The sequence below is a fragment of the Hymenobacter terricola genome, from assembly GCF_017921975.2.
GTDB classification, from domain to species: domain Bacteria; phylum Bacteroidota; class Bacteroidia; order Cytophagales; family Hymenobacteraceae; genus Hymenobacter; species Hymenobacter terricola.
The window spans coordinates 1-14,579 of sequence record NZ_JAGEMO020000150.1; the positions used below are offsets into that span (position 1 = coordinate 1).

Annotated in this window: 14 protein-coding genes; 8 read left to right on the forward strand and 6 right to left on the reverse strand. The window is 55.7% G+C overall.

The genetic code is table 11. The features are described 5' to 3' along the window. The first annotated feature begins 183 nt into the window (after nt 1-183). Nucleotides 184-411 carry a hypothetical protein gene (locus tag J4G38_RS27570; protein ID WP_210522045.1) on the forward strand — a complete coding sequence of 76 codons (228 nt, stop codon included), beginning with the start codon at nt 184-186 and terminating at the stop codon, nt 409-411. A 227-nt stretch (nt 412-638) separates the two neighbouring features. Here the strand turns inward: J4G38_RS27570 and J4G38_RS27575 are convergent, their stop codons facing one another. Beyond that, a complete protein-coding gene (locus tag J4G38_RS27575) occupies nt 639-1,745 on the reverse strand; it encodes an aspartyl protease family protein (RefSeq protein ID WP_210522046.1) in 1,107 nt (368 codons plus the stop codon). 74 nt (nt 1,746-1,819) lie between these two features. After that, nucleotides 1,820-2,116, reverse strand: coding sequence for a hypothetical protein (locus J4G38_RS27580; protein WP_210522047.1), 297 nt, complete (start codon nt 2,114-2,116; stop codon nt 1,820-1,822). 285 nt (nt 2,117-2,401) lie between these two features. Between J4G38_RS27580 and J4G38_RS27585 the strand changes: the two genes are divergently transcribed. Then, nucleotides 2,402-2,608, forward strand: a complete 207-nt coding sequence (locus J4G38_RS27585) for a hypothetical protein (protein WP_210522048.1) — start codon at nt 2,402-2,404, stop codon at nt 2,606-2,608. Nucleotides 2,609-2,619: 11 nt separating this feature from the next. On the opposite strand, the gene J4G38_RS27590 is transcribed toward J4G38_RS27585, so the two are convergent. Continuing rightward, nucleotides 2,620-2,787 (reverse strand): hypothetical protein, encoded by a 168-nt coding sequence (locus tag J4G38_RS27590; RefSeq protein ID WP_210522049.1) that lies wholly within the window; start codon nt 2,785-2,787, stop codon nt 2,620-2,622. Nucleotides 2,788-2,962: 175 nt separating this feature from the next. Between J4G38_RS27590 and J4G38_RS27595 the strand changes: the two genes are divergently transcribed. The 4 genes from J4G38_RS27595 (at nt 2,963) to J4G38_RS27610 (ending at nt 4,668) form a co-directional block, all read left to right on the forward strand. Next, nucleotides 2,963-3,307, forward strand: a complete 345-nt coding sequence (locus J4G38_RS27595) for a hypothetical protein (protein WP_210522050.1) — start codon at nt 2,963-2,965, stop codon at nt 3,305-3,307. A 101-nt stretch (nt 3,308-3,408) separates the two neighbouring features. After that, nucleotides 3,409-3,909 (forward strand): DNA-binding protein, encoded by a 501-nt coding sequence (locus J4G38_RS27600; protein WP_210522051.1) that lies wholly within the window; start codon nt 3,409-3,411, stop codon nt 3,907-3,909. A gap of 60 nt (nt 3,910-3,969) precedes the next feature. Next, entirely contained in the window at nt 3,970-4,278 is a 309-nt protein-coding gene (locus tag J4G38_RS27605; protein ID WP_210522052.1) for a type II toxin-antitoxin system HigB family toxin, read from the forward strand. A 36-nt stretch (nt 4,279-4,314) separates the two neighbouring features. After that, on the forward strand, nt 4,315-4,668 hold the full coding sequence (locus J4G38_RS27610) for a helix-turn-helix domain-containing protein (RefSeq protein ID WP_210522053.1): 354 nt from the start codon (nt 4,315-4,317) through the stop codon (nt 4,666-4,668). Nucleotides 4,669-4,777: 109 nt separating this feature from the next. Here the strand turns inward: J4G38_RS27610 and J4G38_RS27615 are convergent, their stop codons facing one another. Together J4G38_RS27615 and J4G38_RS27620 are read right to left on the reverse strand one after the other, a co-directional pair. After that, nucleotides 4,778-7,720, reverse strand: coding sequence for a fibronectin type III domain-containing protein (locus J4G38_RS27615; RefSeq protein ID WP_226164016.1), 2,943 nt, complete (start codon nt 7,718-7,720; stop codon nt 4,778-4,780). Nucleotides 7,721-8,056: 336 nt separating this feature from the next. Next, the gene (locus tag J4G38_RS27620) at nt 8,057-9,712 is read right to left on the reverse strand and encodes a hypothetical protein (RefSeq protein WP_210522055.1); all 1,656 of its coding nucleotides are present in this window, start codon (nt 9,710-9,712) and stop codon (nt 8,057-8,059) included. Between the two features lie 1,487 nt (nt 9,713-11,199). Between J4G38_RS27620 and J4G38_RS27625 the strand changes: the two genes are divergently transcribed. After that, nucleotides 11,200-11,400, forward strand: a complete 201-nt coding sequence (locus J4G38_RS27625) for a hypothetical protein (RefSeq protein WP_210522056.1) — start codon at nt 11,200-11,202, stop codon at nt 11,398-11,400. Nucleotides 11,401-11,628: 228 nt separating this feature from the next. Here J4G38_RS27625 and J4G38_RS27630 read toward each other — a convergent pair whose 3' ends face one another. Beyond that, the gene (locus J4G38_RS27630; RefSeq protein ID WP_210522057.1) at nt 11,629-12,621 is read right to left on the reverse strand and encodes a replication initiation protein; all 993 of its coding nucleotides are present in this window, start codon (nt 12,619-12,621) and stop codon (nt 11,629-11,631) included. Nucleotides 12,622-13,158: 537 nt separating this feature from the next. Here J4G38_RS27630 and J4G38_RS27635 point away from each other — a divergent pair. Then, on the forward strand, nt 13,159-14,579 hold a 1,421-nt coding region (locus tag J4G38_RS27635), incomplete at its 3' end, for a type IV secretory system conjugative DNA transfer family protein (protein WP_226164018.1).

Sequence of the window (14,579 nt, forward strand, 5' to 3'; positions counted from 1 at the left end):
CCCGCTGCCGCCCGAGCAGCCCGGCCGGGCGTACCCTTACGCGGCGGAAATGGCGGCGCTGATGGAGGACATGAATAATTTGCCGCCCTATGTGCCCTACATCGTGATGGACGAAACCTTGCCGCTGCCGCCGCTCTAATCGCCCCTTGTTGCCTTCTTTTTGCAATTGCAAAATAGCCCTGAATGAAGACCGAAGCCGAAATAACCGCCTATCTGGCCAACCTTGACCAAGCCGACGAGCGCCTAGAAAACGACGTGGTGAAGCACCAGCAGCTGCACCAACTCTACCCCGACGCGGGCCACGAGCGCAGCCGGACGCTGGCCGAGCGCCAGCTGCTGGCCGTGCGGGCGAAAGCCGCCGCCTTGGAGTGGATATTAGAAGCCGACAGCGGCCACATTCCCCAGGACTGAGCAGCGTCCCTTTCATTTTGCAATTGCAAAACCGCCAGCCGGGCAGGGCTTCGGGTAATTTTACCCCCTCCCTGCTAGACGCGGCCCCCGCGACAGGTCGGCGGTTTTGCCCTCGTTGTTTAAGCATGGAAGCAGCCGGACGTTTTGGCCCTGCCGAGCAGACCCCGGCGCAGCCCAGGGCGCTACTCGATGAAGTGAGAGCCCTCAAAGCTATCCAGGACCTTTGGCTAGTGCTTTGCTGCTGGCACGCAACTTACTCGCGTAGGTGCCCAGGGGAGCAGTGTTGTAAGGGTACTCTCGGGCAGTATCTGGCCGGGGCCTAGTCGCACCGTATCCCCTACATGCACCCCATTGGGGGCCGGTAGTGTCAGGGCCTGTACCACATAACGGCGTTGGCCAATAGCCTTAAGTGCGGTGCGTCGGGTGCTGTCTTGATACGAGCTGGCATAGGGGCGCAACCAGAAGGTGTGCGTCTTGGCTTGGTAGATGACTTCAAACTCGCGGAAGAAGCGCATACCTAACAAATTTCTTTGTGAGCGCCCTACTGAAGCGGCAACCGGTGCCTGCTCCAATCGCAAGTTTTCAAATTGTACCCAGGGGGCCACCCATAACTGAGTCGTGTCGGTCTTGCTGCTTACGGCTACTGTGGCTGCTAATCCGACTCGTTGAACAACAGGGGCTACTAGTGCCCTCGCCTTGGGCAAAAGAAGGGTGCCCGTAAAACCGGTATCTATCTGCACGGTATCGGCGATGTTCGCCGATGAAGTCATTATGACGAAAAAATCCCCCCCTTTAGCACGAAAAGCTGGAATAGGGCAAAAGTCCGGTGTTGGGCTAGGCGCTTTTCCTGGCTTGTAGAGATGCGCAACGTTTTGCCGAAAGTCAAATGTCCAATCAAACTTATCGATGTAATCGCGTCCTACTATGCCTGCTACGTGCAAGTCTGCCAGTTGGCCCGGCGGCAGCAGGATGGCCTTCATTTCGTTGAAACGGATTGTGAGCGCGCCCAATTCTAGACTAGTTGCCTCCTTCACCCGGTAAATAGTACTCGCTTGCCCTGCCGCATCGTAGACTTTTGTTGAGTCGCTTATAGTCAGCTGTCTAAGCTCGGTTTGCGAATTAACCAGTAGCAAAGTAGGTGCACCAGTATCGAGCAGAAACTTCTTTTGCACGCCGTTTACCTTCACTAGTACAAATGCCAGTGGCAAATCTTTGTCTTTTAGTAAGTGGATTTCCTCCGAGCTACTGCCAGATGGTCCTTTAGGGGGCAGTGACAAGGAACCGCACAAAGGCAGTAAAAAAAAAGATAAAAAGAGTAGGGTGTTCGCTTTCATGCTCTATCCACAAAAATAGAAGAACTGGTGAGATAAGCTCCCACCAGTTCTTCTATTAAACACCAGTTTTTTTATTAAAACTTTATCGTAACGCCGGCGTGCCAGCCATCACTTTGGCTCCACCCACCGTCGACAGATGTCTCCCGTTTGGCAGCACTTACAGGCGGGGTATCATCGCTTACCCATGCCGTGATGGAATACTTTTTGTCAAGCGCATGCGCCACTTGGTATCCTGTTTCCTCGTAATATTCCTTGGGCATCAGCTCCATACAAGCTTTCTGCTTCTCCGAGAACTCAAAGGTGTTTTGGGCCCACCCCTTCAAGTCCTCACGAATTTTGTTAGCCTGCTCCTGACGCTCGCCATCAGGCAATTCTTGTAGCTACATAATTTTGAGCCGTACATTCTCGCTGTCCCACTTCGTAGCCATGTTGGTATGATAAAAGGGTTGAAAATTATGGTTAGGAAAATGCCTTCATAACCTGAACAAAGCAACGACGAGCTTATGGGTAAACATGCAGGTATAAATACCTGATTTTTAAAATACCGTATTTTACGTGGGTGCTTGATACCAGTGCAGGCTCAATGAAGCCTGGCCCAGCCGATAATGGTGCAGGACTAAAATCCGCCCCTTCTCTCCCCAAGAGCTTGTTTAAGTATGGAAGCAGCCGAACGTTTTGGCCCCGCCGAGCAGACCCTGATGCAACGCCAGGCGTTGCTCGATGAAGTGGAAGCCTTCAAATCCGCCCAGGGCCTGCCACCCCTGAGCCCGTTCGGGCAGCGGCTCTATCAACGCTACGTTGCCGGCGAGCTGAGTCTGGCCGAATGCAGCGCGCAATTACGCCGGCACTATGCCCGCCTGTAGAGCCGCCTGGCTTACTTGACAGCCTTCCCGAGCAGATGGTGCGACAGCGGAATGTACACCGCCAGCAGCGCCACCAAGGCATTTTGTTGGCCAGTAGAAAGCGAGAGGCTTTCCAAGCTGGTCCCAACGATTTCCAGGCCCGCCAGCGCGAGCAGTAACAGGTGCAGAAAAGGCTTCATGACGGAGGGGGTTATACTGAGAAAGTACTAAATGTAAGGACGCGCCGGCACAACCCCAAAACGGCACTTATTCCCAGAAGTGTCCGAGAAGAGATGTTATGTTAAGTAACAAAAGCAAGGAACAAGAGGGGAAAACACCCGCCCGCGACTACCCCCAAAATCCTGTTTGCCTATCATGCCCAAACTAGCCCTTGCCGCCCAGGGAGCCCCCGGCCACGACCCGCGCACCGCCCACTTGCGCCCCGTCATTGAGTACCTGCTGGCCCAGGGCAACACGCCGGCCGGCTGGCGGGGGGATGCGTTCGCGTTCGACCAGGGAGGCGAAGGGCATTACACCTTTGCCGGACCCATCGACGCGGCCGAGCTGCGCGAGCGGTTTGCCTTTCCGGCCTCGATTCGGGTGTATGACGACGGTTCAATCAAAGACAGCCTAAACCGGGTGGACATTAGCCAGGAGCTGCCGCGCCGGCCGTTTAGCTTCGAGCAGCCGCTGGCTGCTGATGGAGGTTCTAATCAGTAGTAAACGCTTGACTAGTCAGTGATTAGTCGGTGACTAGTCAAGCAGTAGTTAAAGAAGATTTAGCGTGTTTACTTTGTGGCTTCTGACTAGTCATAGCTCCAATGGAAAACACCGCCCCTTTTTTGACTATAAAGCAAGCAGCTCAACAGGTTAACAAATCTGAGCAGACGATACGGCGACTAGTCAAACAACACGCTAAGACTAGTCATATCCAGGTTGAGCAGACCCCCAAGGGCAACACGTATCTGATTAGTCAGGTGTTTCTCGCGCAGCAATACCCCAGCGCGGCCGAGACGTTGCCGGCGCTTATTGAGCCAGCCCAGGTGCCGGATTTGGCCCAGCTCCAACAGCAGCTTGCGGAGCGTGACCAAACCATCCAGCAGTTGCAACACCGCTTGCTAGAGCAGAATGATGTGCTAAACGCTTTGACTAGTCAGGTGAATAGTCAGCGCATCGGCCGCATCGAGGAACTGCTGCTTAGCCAAAACGAGCAGCTAGGGGAGCTGCAAAAGCGCCTGCCTGAACCGGGGGAGGCTCTGCTGGCCTTGCCCGCACCAGAGCCGGCCAAAAGAGGCTTGTGGCAGCGCCTATTTGGAAAGTAGGAGCAGGGTGAATAAAATACGCATTACGGAATTTTATTCTGTAATGCGTATGTTTGTGGCATGGCCATGCTTGTTATCGAGGAGAAGATTATCACCAGCTACGGCCGCAAGAACGCCCAGGCGCGGGAAGCGCTGAAGGTGTGGTTTGCCCAAGTACAGCTCTGCACCTGGTCGAGCCACAACGAGTTGCTGGCTGACTTTCCTACGGCTGACTACATCACCCAGGGCCGCTACGTGTTCGACATCAAAGGCAACCATTACCGGCTCGTGGCCCAGGTGCTGTTTTCCATCAAAACCGTGGACATTCGGCGCATCATGACCCATGCCGAGTATGACAAGCTGAGCCACAAGCAGTTGTTGAAGATTTGATGGCGTGTTTTTCCCTCTTGTTTAATCCCCCCGACCGTGAACCTGACCACTGAAACCGAACACAAGGCCGCCGTGAAGGAATTCCGGGCGCTGGCCACCGACGAAGCCGCCAATTACGCCCGCCTGCTGGTGCTGCGCGACGCCATTCATGCCTTCGAGGAAGCTAACGGGCACAACCCCGGCCCCCCCACAACGGTGGCCGGCCGCCTCCAGGTGGAGATGTTCAAGCGGCACCTGAAACAAAAGCAGCTCGCGCAGCTGCTGGAGGTGGGCGAGTCGCGCTTGAGCGAAGTCTTGCGGGGCCGCCGGCCGGCCAACGGGGATTTGTTGCGCCGCATGTACCACAAGCTAGGCATTCCGGCGGCGGAAGTGCTGGAACTGACCTGCTAACTGGCGGAATCCCAACCCAGACTTTTTGCTGGTGAACGAAAGTGCCCGAATACAAAAAATCCCGGCCCTACAGGACCGGGATTTTTGCGTAGCGAAACCAGCGCGGAGGTTATTCGATGACCAAGCGCTTGGTGAGCGGCCCGGCGTTGCTGAGCAGGCGCACCAGGTACACACCGGTGGGCAAGCCGGTCAGGTCCAGCTCGGCGCGGGTGTCGGCGGCGGTGCCGGCCGTGGGCGTGACGTAGCGTTGGCGCACGGTGCGACCCAGCGCGTCGGAGAGCGTGAGCAGGCTGGCTTGGCGCAGCAGCGCGGCCGGTACGGTGAGCGTGGCCGAGTGATGGGCCGGGTTGGGGTAGAGGCTCAACTGGTCGGCTAACGCGCCGGAACGCGAAGCTAGCGGGGTGGCGAAGGTGGCCAGCACGGGCAGCGAGGCCGGGCCGCTCGGGCAGTTGCTGGCCACGGTGACCGTGTAAGCGACCCCAGGAAGTAGGCCCGTGAGCACGACCGGCGAGGCCGTGGGGTTGGGCGTGAGGGTTTGCGCCGAGCCGCCGGCGGCCGTGTAGGTCACGGTGTAGCTGGTCACACCCGCCGTCGGGGTGAAGCTGACGCGGGCGGTAGTGGGGCCGGTGCTCGCGGCCGTGGCCCCGGTCGGGGCCGCACAGGTGGGGGCCGTGCCGGTCGTGGTGAAGGGAAGGGCGCATTGGGGCGTCGAAGCTAGGCCATTGGTGCAATTGCTGGTCACGCAAACCGTGTAACTCGTGCCGGGTACCACGCCTGCGAGGGTGACTGGCGAGGAGGTGGGGGCGGGTGAAACAGTCTGTATCGGTCCCCCAGCGGCTTGGTAGGTCACGGTGTAGCTGCTGGCTCCCGAGGTAAGCACGAAGCCCACCCCGGCCGAGGTGTTGCCCACGTTACTGGCATAGACGGCGGCCGGGACCGCACAGGTAGGCACCACGGGCGTAGTAAAGCTAGTACGTACCGTGCCAGCCACGGAGCCCGTGCAGCTGCCGGTAATGCTCACTGCATAGGTGGTGCCGGGCGTTAGGCCCGTAAGCACCACCGGGGAGGCGGTAATCGTCTGCGTTTGGGCCGTGCCGCCGGCCGGCGTATAGGTTAGCACATAGCCCGTATTGCCAGCTGGCAGAGTAAAGGTGAGGGTGGCCGAGGTAGTCATAACAGCAGTGGGCGTCAGATTGGTAATCAAGGGACAGGTAATATCGGTCGTGGCGCAGATAGTAAAGGCCCCCCCGGCGGCGCTGCCTTGTCGCCAGGCGCGGGCATGTACAGTGCTGCCGGGTACTAGGCCCACCGCCCGGACTTGCGCAAATGCGACGGCATTGCCTCCATTACAAGCCACCAGCACGAGGTTGCCGCAACTGCCAGTAAAGAGTTGTAGCCCCACGGAAGTAACGATGGAACCACTAGCTGCTCCAGAGGTGAATTGCACAATGCCGTTGGCGGGTACGACTGCACTAAACCAGACGTCGCCGCCTTGGTAATTGCTGCACAAAGGCGGGTCTTCAAACGAATCCGTGGCGTTCAGATTCGTGGTGGTGGTGGAGACGCACGTAGTGCCGACCGTCAACGGAGTGGCGCTGGCGCACTCATCGTTAGCGGGAGGAGTACCCGTAGCGGGCGGCGTGGTGAAGGTGGTACTCACGGCCCCCGATTGGCTGCCGCCCGTGCAGTTAACCACGGCCGTCACCGTATACGTCGTGCCCGGCAGCAAGCTGGTGAGCAAGGCCAGGGTATAGGGTGGGATGCCGCCGGCCACGGGCACGTAGGGCACCGTAATAACTACCGGACTGCCGCCTTGGGGGGTATAGGTCACGGTGTAGCTCACGGGCACCGCAGTGCCCGTTACAGGAATCAGCGCCAGCGGTGCCGTGGTCGGGGTAAGCAGCGCAGCCGGTACGTTGAGCCGGTCCAGGGCTGGGCAAGGCAACGCCGGCACCAGCGCCGAGGCACAGAGGGTAAAGGTGTTGGTTAATGCATTGGTGATGCCCGCTACGGAAACGTAATACGTCGTATTGGGCACTAAACCCGTGGCGACTATCGGCGCCGCCCCGGTGACGGGAGAACTAGCCGCCGAGCAAGCCAGCGAGGTAAAAGGACCCGTACAGGAAGGCGCGGCAAACAAGCGTAATTGCCCGGCTGCCGCCACGTTGCTAAGGGTCAGGACGACGCTGGTACTGCCTGGTCCGCTGGTCGTGGTGGTGAACCGGTACCAAACATCGAGGGCATTGGCCACGCCCCCACAGCCGGGGTTGGTGTAGCCGTTGGGCACGGTGGGGGTGGCCCCCGTGACGAACCCACTTAGCGGAGTGCAGCCCGCGCCGGGGTCTACGGGCAGCACTACGGCTCCGCATGGCTCATCGTTGAGGACCGGCACGGTGAACGTTTGAATGCCGGTCACAGTGCCGCCCGTCGTGCATAGCCCCTGAACGGTTAGGGTGTAGTTGTTGCCGGGCACCAGCCCGGTTACCGTTACGGTCGGTGGGGTGGCTGGAAATGGGACGGGCGTTGGGCCTGGCGGGTTCAGGGGGTTAAACTGTAGCGTAGCAGTGTAAGGCCCGGCGTTGTTGGCGGCCGGCGTAAAGGAGAAGGTGGCCGTGGTATTGCCGGCGCTGTAGACGGGTAACCCGATGGCCGGCATAGCGCACGCCACGAAACCAGGGCCATCGGTGAGGCAGATAGTAAAAGGACCCGTGCTACTCAGGCCGTCGTAGCCCGACACGCGCACGTAGTACGTGGTATTCGCGGTCAGAACCGTGGTGATAAGTGGTGGGGCTGTCGCGTTAGATACGGTTGCCGCCGCGCAGCCCAGGTCCGTAAAGGGTCCCGCGCAGCTCGTCGCCGAAAACAAGTGCAGCTGTCCGGCCGCATTGCCCGAGACGGTAATGGTGGCACCAGTGCTTCCCAAGCCCGTGGCCGCAGTGGTAAACTTATACCACACGTCTTTGATAGCCGGGGCAAGGCTGGTGCCTCCGCAGGTGCCGATGTTTAAGTAGCCGCTAGGCGAGGTCGTGGTAGCAAATTGCGTGGTCCCCACAACAGGCGCTGTGCATAGACTCCCTTGTGGGGTAAGTACCACGGCTCCGCAGGGGTCATCGTTGGCGGGGGCTTGCGCCCTAACGCCGATACTAGCCAATAGCAGTACGAGTAAAAACAAGCCTATCTGCTGTGCAAACAACCAGCGACGGAAAAAATGGAAATAGTAGTAAGTTATCATAAGCAGGAAAAGAAGGATGAGGAGTGAATTACCTGGAATTGAAAAGTGCAGTGCCTCTTGGCTGATTCATAGCAATCAGGCTAATTAAGATTAAATAACGAATGCCTACCCCCACTCCATAAGAGCAGAAGTAGGCACTTGTTACTAGTTGAAAAATTACGGTTGATAGTTGAACCGTATCACATTTGAACCGTGGTCAGTTTGTAGTCGCAATAAGTAAAGCCCAGCTGGGAGCGTAGGCAACAACACGTCATTTGCGCCAGTCTTGATGTCGGTGAGGGGCAGGTTGGCTACCACTGTGCCCGTACGCGATTCCATTACTTGCAGCATTTGGGCCGTTTCGCCTGAAGTCAGTCGCATAGCAACATGAGCGCCAGCTACGGCGGGACTTGGATAGACCGTAAGTTGTTTGTCCGGCGTCAGATTTTGCGAAATGCTTCCTCCGTTAGCAGCAGGCCGCAAATTCGCGGAAAACCAGTTTATTGGCTTATAAGCAATATCTGATTTGTCTTCATCGAACCACATGGCAACGCCAGTAGAACCAATCGCATTTGTACCGTTGCGAGCCTCTATGCTGGGTATGCCTTGAAAACCAGCAAAATGGGCATTAGCTACTAGTAAATCGTTGCCAAAACTGGTTGCCCGAGTGCCATTCAGTTGAACCCAAAAGCCGAGCACATCCACATTTTTGTGAAGTTTGGCGAAGTTTGTATCGTCGTATTGCCAGGCAACAAAGGCACCGTCACCAATGTAAGTAACGACCGGACGAGCATTTGCGCCAGAGTAGCTAGATGTCAGCGGAGCGTTAATTACGGCATGGGGCAACACCAATGAGCCGCTTGCGATGGTCAGGGTAAGAATTTGGTCGCCAGAGCCGCTATTATACCGCACTACCGTCATGCAATCGTAGCGACTTATATTTCCAGGAGGAAACATAGGAGCAGCAATACGAGGGAATTCCAAAATTCGATTCGAAGGAACTGGATTGAATGTCACTAGCGGAGTTGGAAAGGAACTAGCTGCTTGCACATTGGGAAGTTTATCCTGTGCTAAGTCCACCTCCAAAGTACCACTTCCTACATTTTCAGTGATATAAGTAACTGAAACAATGATTGGAAAAGTGCCGCTTGGGTCTTCGTAAATGGCTACGTCTGGCTGCCGATGCAATAGGGTTCGCGTACTGGAAGCCACTAGCGCATTATTAAAAAGAGTACTGCTAGTGAGGTTGAGTGCCCGGGCGTAGATGGACGAGCCTTCTTGAAAAACCATCACGGCATCGCCACTAATGCGGTCTATATCTACATTCGGGCTCGTACAATTTAGCCCCAAGTTATTGTCTATTTGCGTCGGCGGAGTTACGACGACCCATGAATTCGTACTGGGGTCGTATGCTTGCTCTTCGTATTCAACCTGTGTAGCGCTGGTGCCCTGAACCAAGTAAACCGCTACCATGAAGTATTTGCCGTTGGTAAAAGACGATACAATGTCCGGGTCCGTTACCGTTAAGCCTTGCGCTACGGCTTCCAAGGCTTGAAAACCTGTGGATGTTCCATTAAAGGACCAGCCAAAAGAGGGCTTGGCACCGTCCCAAGTCAACACCTGCATTAGGTCACTACCGTCGGAGCTTTGTCCACAGCCGGTATTATGCACCAGTTTCGTGTTGCTACCAGTAAGGTATTGCTCGGTTACGGTAGCCGGTCGAAATGCTTGCCCAACAGCTGAATTGGTAGAACAGATACAGGTTGCGACGGCTAAGGTGCTTATACCCCGCCTCATTGCGCTAGACCAATAAGAAAGTAAAGAAGTTTTCACGAGGATTAGAAAAGGGAAAATGGTGAAAAAAAGTACCAACTGATGTAAGAAGGGTACAACAAGAAAGCCTGGTCAGCTCACACAGGTGAGTTGACCAGGCTAGGTCCAAGATTTATGTAAACAGGATGCAGGGCTATACCCTACAAAGCAGCGGCAGTCACATTTCCTTGGTGTGCTACCGGCAGGCAATGTTATCGGTACACAGATGCTCAGGCCACTAGTGGGGCGAAGCTGGTAGCGGTGGAAACGCATAGTAGAGGCACGGAAAGAAGCATAAGAAAGGCTATAGTAGAATCACCCCAACGGGTTGCGGACGCATGGAGTATATGTGCCCAATATGCCCCGAAAATCGAAGCATCTATACAGCGTAAGCCGTAAGAGTAAGGAAGATAGCAGCAAGCAAGGATGACTTTTGGTATACTGTCTTAATAGCATGCGCTGTTGATACTTAACTATCTGATTTACAACGATAAATTTTTTATGAAAAGATGAATATTAATAATTAATTCATGCTAAAAGTCCATGAATGTATGTGGTTCAACCTTTTAGTGAATAATTAAGGATTGGTCATGTATTGCTTACAAAGTCAAGCATCACGAGGGCGGGTGAAGTTGATTGAGTCTTCTGTAGCAAACAGTCAGGAATAGTAGGGGTTCTTCTTGCAAAAGGATACTGTTGGCGAATTCATCTTTAAGCCATTGCCGGAGGCATTAGGCGCTCGAAAGCGGGCCGACGAGTCTGGGCTAACGGCAGCTCGTTTACCCAATCTTGCCTCAAAACGAATTCGCCAACAGTATCCAAAAGGGCAGTTTGACACGCTAAGCTCCTTATCAAAAAGGGTAGCCCAAAAACAGGCTAGAAAAGGGCGATTCCAAGCAATTTAGAGGGTATGTGAAGCGTATCAAAAAGGATTTCCTTTCTGATAAGGAAGCAATGTTTGGTTGCTAATTACCCATAAGTCAAGTGATTAAATGCTTATCGTGTAAATCCGCCCTTTTGCAACAAGAACCCCTATGATGACGGTTCGATTAAAGACAACCTCAACCGGGTGGACATTAGCCAGGCGCTGCCGCCCCGGCTATTTAGCTTTGAATAAGCACAGATTGCGCGCCCAGCGCAAGGTAAGACAAGGTGTGTAACGCCAAAATCTTGCTTAACTATGCGTATTACATTGTGTAAGACGCTCCACTATGCAGCCCGAATCCAGTACGACAGAAACCCCGGCGAGTAAGACAAGTCCCGAAGATGCACCTTTGACACCAGAAAATGGGGGCATAGTAGCCGAATCTAGTCTTACTGAAACTAATACTAGTAAGACAGGGGGTGAAAATGTTGAAACGGAACGTCTTACACAAAGTAAGACAGGGAAAAAGAGCGGCCGGCCCCCGAAGCAGTCCAGTAGCACGGCCGTAACCTGGTCGGTGCGCGGGGTAGAGCGGGAGACTCGGGCCATAATTGAAAAGGCCGCTGAGCGCGCCGGCAAGACGTTGGGACAATTCCTAAACGACGACGTGCGCGGCTTCGCGCAGGGCCAGCTCAGCCAAGCCGAGGCCACCGGGCAAGCCGTGGCCAGCCCCCGCGACTTGCAGGTGCAGGTAGAGCAGCTAACCCAAATGGTCGAGGGCATAGCGGCCCGGCTGAATGAGCCGGCGCGACGCAGCATTTGGCAGCGTGTGTTTGGGAAGTAGAGCTTCCCGTTTTACAGTTCAAAGATGAACTTTCCCGGCGAGGTCCGAGCGATTTCCTTTAAGTTCGTGGTTGTTATAGTCTTGGCATTTCGCAGGATTATCGTTGCTCCCGAGGTCGCAGCAGCTCGCCCAACTTCTTTTAAGTCGGTGGTTGTGTAGCTCGTTGCGTCGAGGCTCATGCCTCCTCCCGCTCTAGCAATTTCTTTTAGGTCCGTGGTTGTCATATTGTTACCGGGTTTTCGTGGTTTTGCTAGTGGTTTTGTCGAACAGCGGGCCACTGCTGGCTTTTTTCAGGCCCAAAATAGTCAGCAGCAAGCCGGAAAGGGAGTGCGCTTTGGCGTGTTTGCCCGTTTTGAGGTCGTGGGCGAACTTATTGCAGGCCGCGACGTGCGCCGGGCTGGCTAGAATCTGGTCCACCAGGGCCGGCGTGGTGATGCTAAGCTGGCCGAGCAGGCGGCGGGCGTTTTCGACCTGGTGCTGAGCTAGGCCAAGCGGGGCCTCATCCGGCACCAGGCCGAAGGGTAGGGGCAGGGCCACCGCTTGCGAGGCGATAGTAAAAACAATGTTTTTGAAGCCACGGCCTACTTTTTCCAGCTTGTAACCAATCACTAAATCCGTCTTTTCATTAATTTGCTTCACGGCCACGTCGAGCACATTTTTCTTAAACATTGAAATTTCCGTGTACTCCTCACGGCCCTTGTTGTCGGCTAAGCCAAGAGTTTTCTTGAGGTCCAGAATAGCCGTTTTCTTGGTTTCGCCCTTATCCTTCCACTGGCTGCAAATCTGGTAGATGCGCTTGGCGTGTTTGCTGGTCAGGCTCAGGGCCGCCTGCACCTGAAAGGAGGTGAAATTATTTTTGAGGTCGAACAGGTATTGGGTAGCGTACTCGTTGAACTCCAATTCAATAACCCCCGTCCCCAAAATATAATCAATCCGCTTAAACAAGACGAGCTGCCGGAACACTTCGCGGCCGTTGTGCAGCGTGTTTATTTCGTGAACCCGGCCCATCATCTCCTTTGTAGATTCGCGCAACTGTTTGTAGTTGTATTGATTGCCTGTCACTTTCTCCATTTCGGGGACCGTTATCTGATACACGGCATCCGGGGCATCTTTCCGCAGCTTCGAGAGCAGCACCAAGAAGATATTGGCTTGCGTCTCGGTGTATTCATACCGGGCGTTGGTTAGCGCATTGTGTTGGCGTACTTCCAGGTCGGAACTCATAGCTAGGGGCTTGATTGCAAGCGCAAAACTAGCATAAGCGAACAATAATAAAAAACACTTCGCTAAATCTGTTCGGATTCACTTATAATCTGTTCGCCTTTCACTTATAATCTGTTCGGATTAGCCCCCGTTTTGGCTTATAATCTGTTCGGATTCACTTATAATCTGTTCGCCCTCACTTATAGTCTGTTCGGATTGAAGCCATTAATAGCTTATAAATCAATATGTTGCGAACCCCTCAAATAACAAATAAGACCAAATAAAAAATCACAATTGTGATTGCGACCAAAAAAAGGCTTTTAGGGCTCCTGTATGGGCGGTACGGCGTGGCAGCGGCGCAGCCCAAACAAAAACAGCAAAGTCCTAGAAGCCAGTAATTTGCGCGCATTTTATAAACTATATATTATTGGTAATCAATAGTATAAACTCTTATTGTTGTGCTTATTTGTGCGGCCTTGTGCCCCGGTTTACTGCCCGGTTTTGGGCTCTTTTGGAGGCAAAGCCGCACCGTAGCGTCGGCCGTTTTACCTTGCCGGCATGACGACGATTTTCTTTTGGTTGGGCCACCTGGTCGCCGCCCTGATTTACGCGGCCGTGGCCCAGCTCGCGGCCCGGCTGCTGCACCAGGCACTGCCCCAGGTGTCGCGGGGCTTGTACCAGGCCATTCGGTTACGCCAGGCCCCGGACGACTGGATGGTGTCCTTTGTGCGCTTCGCCAGCCTGTTTCTGCTGGCCACCGTCGCGGGCGGGGTGTTGGGCCTTGGCGGGCTGGCCACCTGGCTGGTGCTGGCCTGGTTCGGCTACAACGTGTACCGCAGCGTTTCCTGCCCTGAGCCGGCCGCGCAGCCCGGCGGTGGGGACCAACCGCTGAATTTCGTGCTGCGTACCACCAGCGGCCCCAACGTGCGCCTAGGCAACCCGTTCCGGGGCACCTTCATTGCCGGCGGCGCGGGCAGCGGCAAAAGCAAATCCATCATTGAGCCGATTCTTCAGCAGGCGGGCGCGTTGGGCCTAACCGGCGTCGTTTATGACTTCAAGTTCCCCACGCTGGCCGAGGAAGTGGCCGGCAGCTACGCGGGCACGGCCGTAACGCCCTATTTCGTCAACTTTACCGACCTCACCCGGAGCCACCGGGTAAACCCGCTGGCCCCCGCGCTGCTGGCCACCGCCAGCTTTGCCCGCGAGGCTGCGGCCACCATCATTACCAACCTGGACGCGAAAGCCGCGCAGCAGCGCAATTTCTGGATTCAGTCGGGTGAGGTGCTGCTGGCCGGCTGCATCTGGTACCTGCGCCGCAACCACCCCGCGCAGTGCAGCTTGCCGGCCGCCGTGAGCATGATACTCGAAAGCGACGCGGCGCAGCTGCTGGCCACCTTGCAGCGGGACGAGGAGGTACGGGGCCTGATTGCTTCAATTGCCAGCGCCAGCAAATCGGAAAACACCATTGCGGGCGTGTTCTCGACCATTCAGAATTATTTGGCCGTGCTTAACACGCCGGAGATTTTTTGGGTGATGAGCGGCGACCAGGTGCCGCTCGACCTGAACCACGCCGACACGCCGGGCGTGTTGGTGGTGGGCAACGACCCGACCCTGAGCACGACCTTTTCCCCGCTCATTTCCCTCATGGTGGCCACGGCCATCAAGCGGATGAACCAGCAGGGCCGCTTGCCGAGCCTGGTGCTGCTCGACGAAGCGCCGACCCTCTTTATTCCCAACTTCGCCCAGATTCCGGCCACGGCCCGCAGCAACAAAGTGGCCACCGTGTACGCGGTGCAGGACGTGGCCCAGATGGAAGCCCTGACAAGTCGGCAGGAATCGGAGATGATTCTGGCCAACCTTGGAAATCAGTTTTGGGGCCGCACCACGAACACGGCCACGGCCGAGCGGGTGAGCAAGATGTTCGGCAAAATCGACAAAACGTATCGGTCCACCACGGAGGGCACCAGCAAGAGCAGCCC

Coding starts and splice junctions, on each gene's coding strand:
- J4G38_RS27605 (WP_210522052.1), top strand. CDS start 3,970: ATGGCCATGCTTGTTATCGAGGAGAAGATTATCACCAGCTACGGCCGC.
- J4G38_RS27575 (WP_210522046.1), bottom strand. CDS start 1,745: ATGAAAGCGAACACCCTACTCTTTTTATCTTTTTTTTTACTGCCTTTG.
- J4G38_RS27595 (WP_210522050.1), top strand. CDS start 2,963: ATGCCCAAACTAGCCCTTGCCGCCCAGGGAGCCCCCGGCCACGACCCG.
- J4G38_RS27570 (WP_210522045.1), top strand. CDS start 184: ATGAAGACCGAAGCCGAAATAACCGCCTATCTGGCCAACCTTGACCAA.
- J4G38_RS27590 (WP_210522049.1), bottom strand. CDS start 2,787: ATGAAGCCTTTTCTGCACCTGTTACTGCTCGCGCTGGCGGGCCTGGAA.
- J4G38_RS27600 (WP_210522051.1), top strand. CDS start 3,409: ATGGAAAACACCGCCCCTTTTTTGACTATAAAGCAAGCAGCTCAACAG.
- J4G38_RS27630 (WP_210522057.1), bottom strand. CDS start 12,621: ATGAGTTCCGACCTGGAAGTACGCCAACACAATGCGCTAACCAACGCC.
- J4G38_RS27585 (WP_210522048.1), top strand. CDS start 2,402: ATGGAAGCAGCCGAACGTTTTGGCCCCGCCGAGCAGACCCTGATGCAA.